The 6,557-nt window shown below is 61.4% G+C and carries 4 protein-coding genes and 1 pseudogene; all 5 read left to right on the top strand.

All coding sequences use genetic code 11. The annotated features are described in order from the left end of the window. A pseudogene (locus CEK68_RS18315) lies at positions 1–228 on the top strand (efflux transporter periplasmic adaptor subunit); the annotation flags it as partial. Between the two features lie 6 nt (positions 229–234). Continuing rightward, a complete protein-coding gene (locus CEK68_RS18310) occupies positions 235–3,357 on the top strand; it encodes an efflux RND transporter permease subunit (protein WP_152240234.1) in 3,123 nt (1,040 codons plus the stop codon). An 83-nt stretch (positions 3,358–3,440) separates the two neighbouring features. Then, positions 3,441–3,998, top strand: a complete 558-nt coding sequence (locus tag CEK68_RS18305; protein ID WP_152240233.1) for an adenine phosphoribosyltransferase — start codon at positions 3,441–3,443, stop codon at positions 3,996–3,998. 887 nt (positions 3,999–4,885) lie between these two features. Next, the gene (locus CEK68_RS18300) at positions 4,886–5,428 is read left to right on the top strand and encodes a hypothetical protein (RefSeq protein ID WP_152240232.1); all 543 of its coding nucleotides are present in this window, start codon (positions 4,886–4,888) and stop codon (positions 5,426–5,428) included. Positions 5,429–5,437: 9 nt separating this feature from the next. Next, entirely contained in the window at positions 5,438–6,391 is a 954-nt protein-coding gene (locus tag CEK68_RS18295; protein WP_152240231.1) for a hypothetical protein, read from the top strand. The last annotated feature ends 166 nt before the right edge of the window (positions 6,392–6,557 follow it).

Genomic DNA, 6,557 nt, shown 5'->3' with positions numbered 1-6,557 from the left:
CGCACCCCGCGCGGCGAGGCGGTGGCCTGGGTGGTGGGCGCCGACGACGTGGTGCGCCAGCGCGAGTTCACCACGCTGCGTGCGGTCGGCGACCGCTGGCTGGTCGGCGATGGCCTCAAGCCCGGCGAGCGGGTGGTGGTGGCGGGCCGGCAGGGCCTCAGCGACGGTGCCAAGGTGACGGTGAAGACCGCCGCCGCCGCGGCCGCGCCTGCCGCCGGCCAGGGCTGAGCCGGCATGCTGCCGCGTTTCTTCATCCACCGCCCGATCTTCGCCTGGGTCCTGGCCATCTGCATCATGGCCGCCGGCGCCATCGCCGTGTTCACCCTGCCGATCGAGCAGTACCCGGACATCGCGCCGCCCTCGGTCAATGTCACCGCCACCTACAACGGCGCCTCGGCGCAGACCGTGGAGGACAGCGTCACCCAGGTGATCGAACAGCAGATCAAGGGCATCGACCACCTGCTGTACTTCTCCTCGACCAGTTCCTCGTCCGGGCAGGCGCGGATCAGCATCACCTTCGACCAGGCGGCCAATCCCGACATCGCCCAGGTGCAGGTGCAGAACGCGGTCAACCAAGCGCTCAACCGGCTGCCGCAGGAAGTGCAGCAGCAGGGCGTGACCGTGGCCAAGTCGCAGGGCGACAGCCTGATGGCGGTGGCGATCTACGACCGCACCGACCGCATGGACAACGTCGACATCTCCGACTACCTGGTCAGCACCCTGCAGGACCCGATCAGCCGCATCAACGGCGTCGGCGAGATCAACGTGTTCGGCGCGCAGTACGCGATGCGGGTGTGGCTGGACCCGCACAAGCTCAATGCCTACCAACTGATGCCCGGCGACGTGCGCAGCGCGATCCTGGCGCAGAATACCCAGGTCACCGCCGGCGAACTCGGCGCGCTGCCCACCGGCGCCGAGCAGGAACTCAACGCCACGGTCACCGCGCAGTCGCGGCTGCAGACGCCCGAGCAGTTCCGGCAGATCATCCTGGCCACGCGCGCGGACGGTTCCAGCGTGCGCCTGGGCGATGTGGCGCGGGTGGAGATCGGCGCGGAGAACTATCAGAACAACGCCACGCTCAACGGCCACCCGGCGTCCGGCTTCTCGGTGACGCTGTCCGCCGGCGCCAATGCGATCGCCACCTCCGATGCGATCCACGCCACCATCGAACGGCTCAAGCCGACCTTCCCGCCGGGCCTGGACGTGGCCTATCCGCGCGACAGCACGCCGTTCGTGCGCATTTCGATCGAGAACGTGGTGCACACCCTGGCCGAGGCCATCGTGCTGGTGGTGGTGGTGATGTTCCTGTTCCTGCAGAACGCGCGCGCCACGCTGATCCCCGCGATCACCGTGCCGGTGGTGCTGCTGGGCACCTTCGGCATCCTCGCCGCGGCAGGCTTCACCATCAACACGCTGACCCTGTTCGCGATGGTGCTGGCGATCGGCCTGCTGGTCGACGACGCCATCGTGGTGGTGGAGAACGTCGAGCGGATCATGCATGAGGAACACCTGCCGCCGCGCGAGGCTACCGAGCGCTCGATGGGCGAGATCACCGGCGCGCTGATCGGCATCACCGTGGTGCTGGGCGCGGTGTTCCTGCCGATGGCGTTCTTCGGCGGCTCCACCGGCATCATCTACCGGCAGTTCTCCATCACCATCGCCTCGGCGATGGCGCTGTCGGCGCTGGTCGCGCTGACCCTGACCCCGGCGCTGTGCGCGACCCTGCTCAAGCCGGTGGAGCAGGAGCGCAAGCTCGGCCGTTTCTTCCAGTGGTTCAACCGCAGCGTCGAGCGCGGCCAGCAGGCCTACCAGCGCCGCCTCGGCACGGTGCTGCAGCGGCCGCGGCGCTGGATGGCGCTGTATGCGCTGGTAGCGCTGGCGATGGTGGTGCTGTACATGCGCATGCCGACCGGCTTCCTGCCGGTGGAGGACCAGGGCCAGGTGCAGATCCAGTTCACCACCCCGGAAGGCACGCCGCTGGCCAAGACCCAGGCGCTGGGCAAGCGCATCAGCGATTACTTCATGACCCACGAGAAGGCCAATCTCACCGCGATCTTCATGGTGGTCGGCCGCAACAACGCCGGCACCGGGCAGAACGCTGGCCAGGCCTTCGTGGCGCTCACGCCGTGGGGCGAGCGCAACCGCGACAACACCGCGCAGGCCATCATCGACCGCGCCAACGCGCATTTCCGCGGTGTCGGCGACGCCAAGATCAGCGTGCTGTCGCCGCCGGCGGTGCGCGGCCTGGGCCAGTCCAGCGGCTTCGAACTGTGGATCCGCGACAGCGACGGCGCCGGCCGCGCGGCGCTGCTGAAGGCGCAGCAGCAGGTGCTCAAGGAGGCCGGCGACGATCCGCAGCTGACCGCGGTGCGGCTCAACGGCCTGGGCGACAAGGCGCAACTGCAGGTGGACATCGACCACGCCCAGGCCAGCGCGCTGGGCCTGGCGCAGAGCGACATCAACGCGACCCTGGCCACCGCCTGGGGCGGCAGCTACGTCAACGACTTCATCGACCGCGGCCGGGTCAAGCGCGTGTACGTGCAGGGCGATGCGCCGTACCGCGCGCTGCCGGAGGACATCGCGCAGTGGTACGTGCGCGGCAGCGGCGGGCAGATGGCGCCGTTCGCCAGTTTCGCCAGCACCCACTGGACCCGCGGCCCGCAGTTGCAGCAGCGCTTCAACGGCCTGCCGGCATCGCAGATCCAGGGCGGCGCGGCGGCCGGCAGCAGTTCCGGCGAGGCGATGCAGCGGATGCAGGCGCTGGTGGCCAAGCAGGAGGGCTTCGATCTGCAATGGAGTGGGCTGTCCTACCAGGAGCAGTTGTCCAGCAACCAGACGCTGTGGCTGTACACCGCCTCGATCCTGTTCATTTTCCTGTGCCTGGCGGCGCTGTACGAAAGCTGGTCGATCCCGGTGGCGGTGCTGCTGGTGATTCCGCTGGGTGTGGTCGGCACCGTGCTGGCGACCACCCTGGCCGGCTTCGTCAACGACATCTACTTCCAGGTCGGCCTGCTGACCACGATCGGCCTGTCGGCGAAGAACGCGATCCTGATCGTCGAATTCGCCGAGGCGCGGCAGCGTGCCGGGCGACCGTTGCTGGAGGCGACGCTGGAAGGCGCGCGGCTGCGCCTGCGACCGATCGTGATGACCTCGCTGGCGTTCGTCGCCGGTGTGCTGCCGCTGGCGCTGTCCACCGGCGCCGGCGCTTCCAGCCGCCGCGAGATCGGCGTGTGCGTGATCGGCGGCATGGTCACCGGCACCGTGCTGGCAGTGTTGCTGGTGCCGTTGTTCTTCGTGCTGGTGCGCGGCCTGTTTCGCGGGTCCGCGCGGCAGGACGCGAGCGCAGCGGCGGCGTAAGTCGTAGACCGACGAGGCGGCTCCGCGACGCGGTGCCGCCTTGCGACTAGACTTTGCGTTCCCCCACGCCATACGGCTGTGCGATGAACGATTCCTCCTGCTGCGGCGCGCCCAGCGACGCACCGGCCCACTGGTCCGGCCGCATTCGCGATATCGCTGATTTCCCGAAGCCGGGCATCGTGTTCAAGGACATCACCCCGCTGCTGGCCGACGGCCCGGATTTCGCCTCGGCGCTGGACGAGATGGCACGTCCGTGGCGCACCACGCCGCTGCAGGCGGTGCTGGGCATCGAGTCGCGCGGCTTCATCCTGGGCGCGGCGCTGGCGCACGAACTGCGCACGGGCTTCGTGCCGGTGCGCAAGCCGGGCAAGCTGCCGGGCAGGACGGTGACCCAGGAGTACGCGCTGGAGTACGGCAGCGACCGCATCGAAATGCACGCCGATGCGCTGCCGGCCGGTTCGCGCGTGCTGCTGGTCGATGACGTGCTCGCCACCGGCGGCACCTTGCGCGCGGCCCTGGCGTTGGCGCAGCAACTGGAACTGGAAGTGGTCGGCGCCGCGGTACTGGTGGAACTGCAGGCGCTGCGTGGACGCGATCGCTGGAGCGAGACCATGCCGCTGCTGGCGACGCTGATCTATTGAGGAAGGCGCTTCGCTCGACCGCTGTGGGCAGGCGCGATCGATCACACTGTGGCTGGATAGCGCCGCTCTGCGAACTTCGCGCAGGGCGGCGAGTTGCTTGTCGCTGACCGGCACGTGGTTGCCGTCGATGATGCGCAGTTGCCAGACCGCCTGGCTGGGAGAGGCGTTCAAGCCTGCGGCTATTGGTGTCAAGCACTACGCACTATCGCGAACACGTTCCCGCAATGGGGTCAGGTCGGTGTGACCTTGGTATAAAACGTCCTGATGAAGTTGGCAAACGATTGGTCATCCTGCGCACAGCCGGCTGCGCACAGCCGGGTGTGGTGAAGCCCGCAATCCCCGGATGAACAGCGTCATCGGCTCAACCAAACTCGAAACAGCGCTGACGCGGATATTGACTTCGGTGGTTCCGCGCTAATGCGTCGCCGATCCAAGCCGCTGGCAATGCCTGGTCCAGCACCGAAGATGCCGTCATCGCGGCTGGGGCATATTGTTCATATGTCTCTGAGGATCGCCTGACAAATGGGTGCTGCGGCCATTGCTTGACTTGGGGCAAGCTTGGGGCCTATTCTTCAAAAGACATTGGAAGGCATTGGTTGGCGCTGCGGAAACACTGCTCACTTGTACGCACCTTTCCTGAGGAACTTCCGAACAAGTCACTACTCCAAATTTCAACCCAACGATAACGGCAGCTTCCTAGTTTTCACACCTCGAAGTTTGGACTTGTTTAGATCCTTCTGAAGATCTTTGATCGTTTTGTCCATTGCGTTCTGATTTGTGTGATTAAATCAACTTGTATTGCCTCATGGGGCAAGTTGATTGCGTGTCATGAAATTCCGGTTTTTGGTCTTGATAAATAATTTATTTAAACCATAAAAAGGTGAAACATGGCGGTTAAATCCATTTTCCTGGCTATATCTCTGATGGCTTCATTTGGGGCTTATGCGGAAGACGCTGCGGCGCCCTTGAGTCAGGCAGCGTATGTTGATGAAGTGCTGCTACTGCAACAAGAGGTGGAGTTGGCTACCGCGCCGGTAAACTCAAAGGAAAAATTCTCTCTATACTTGTCTGCAACGCCTTCTTCTGTCTTTTTTAAGTTGCCAGTAAGTGTGCAAGATTCGTTCAGAAAAAGTCTGGTTTTTACGGAGAAAGGTCTCGCATCTTACTCTTATGCTTCTTTGTCTGATTATCTTAGTGTTCAACAAATCTATGAACTTTTGAGCATTTTTGGTGCTCAAAAAACTATCTCTGCTATTCCTGGGGTCGTCGCAAAAAATTCCATTGAGAAAAAAATCATTGATTCAAATGCTCCGGTCGCGACTCCGATGGGTCTAGGTGAAGGTAGAGTATGCGTTATTAACGGATCCACAAAGCAGCGTGAATGTCAGCCTCGATATAAGAGCGTCTGTTCACGGGCTTGTGACCCTTAAGGCGCAGGTGTGAAGGCTTTTATTTTAGGTGGTGTTTGTGGCTGGGCGTTTTTTGTGCCCAGCCTCTTTGTATGTGCTGATGCTTTTGCTGAAAGTGCTTCGGTGGCTGATGTCATAAGCGAAGTTTGGCAGTCGGGTTCAAAATTTGATGCGGCTCCCCAGGCAAGGTTCAAGTACATCTCTGAACGGTATCGCGAGCTCATTGGACCCCAGTTAAAAGGCGTTGATTCGCTGTCTGTAAAGGACGTAAGAGCCTTGTTCGATGCATCCGCTGAGTTAGCTTTCTATGCAAACCTCAGCGAGGGACTCCATGGGGCAGGATATGTCAGGGACATGGAGGTTTCTTACGCTGTTCTAAAGAAGCGTCATGAGTTGGAGGAAGGCGACATTGATGCAATGCGTACGACGTTTGAATCATACCGCGAGTTTCACAAGGCGGAAGATCTTACGCCGGGTACTACTGCTAACAGCGTCCTGGATAAGTTGAACGAGAGTTCTGTAATTCTTCAACAAGGATTGAGTGGCAGGGATTTCCGCAAGGTAATAGCATTTGACGAAAATATAAGAAAATTCATTTATGAATCTCAGCCTATCGAGCATGAGCTGCAGATTGTCGTGGTTGCTGGTTGCCACTTCGCGAGTGATGCAGCGTCTTCTATCGATGCCGACGAGGAGATTAGGAAGGCTTTCGAAAAAGCAAATGCCATCTGGCTTGCATCTGGGGATACGCCTTTGAAGTCTAATGATTTTCTTAAGTGGCAAGAAGATCATCCAAGGCAGTCATTGAAGGTGGCGTTCGACAACTCGGAGTGGCCAGAAATAAATTTCTATGCAATTCCACGGTTCTATTTTTTTAAAAAAAGTGCGTTGTTTGCTGTATTGACAGGCTGGCGCTCGAGCGGAGAGGAATTGAAAGAGATTCGAAATGTGATACGGAGCCAAGATTTTTCTGGAAAGGATTAGCGATTGGTGGGCGGGTTGTTGGATTAAATCGGGCCGCGATTGAGGCGAAAAATTACCTGCAGATCACGCTGTTTCAGCGGCAAGAGCGGCGCATCACAAAGGCGACGTTTGGGCCATGGCCTAATCCGCGCTGCAGTCGGCAGTAGCTACGGCCAAGGTGGCCAAG

This window comes from Xanthomonas sp. LMG 12461, from assembly GCF_009192935.1.
GTDB classification, from domain to species: domain Bacteria; phylum Pseudomonadota; class Gammaproteobacteria; order Xanthomonadales; family Xanthomonadaceae; genus Xanthomonas_A; species Xanthomonas_A sontii.
The sequence above is the reverse complement of the archived record's forward strand: the minus strand, read 5'-3'. Positions and strand labels throughout refer to the sequence as shown.

Excerpts from the sequence above, each read along its gene's own strand:
- CEK68_RS18310 (WP_152240234.1), top strand. The coding sequence starts at position 235 with ATGCTGCCGCGTTTCTTCATCCACCGCCCGATCTTCGCCTGGGTCCTG.
- CEK68_RS18305 (WP_152240233.1), top strand. The coding sequence starts at position 3,441 with ATGAACGATTCCTCCTGCTGCGGCGCGCCCAGCGACGCACCGGCCCAC.
- CEK68_RS18300 (WP_152240232.1), top strand. The coding sequence starts at position 4,886 with ATGGCGGTTAAATCCATTTTCCTGGCTATATCTCTGATGGCTTCATTT.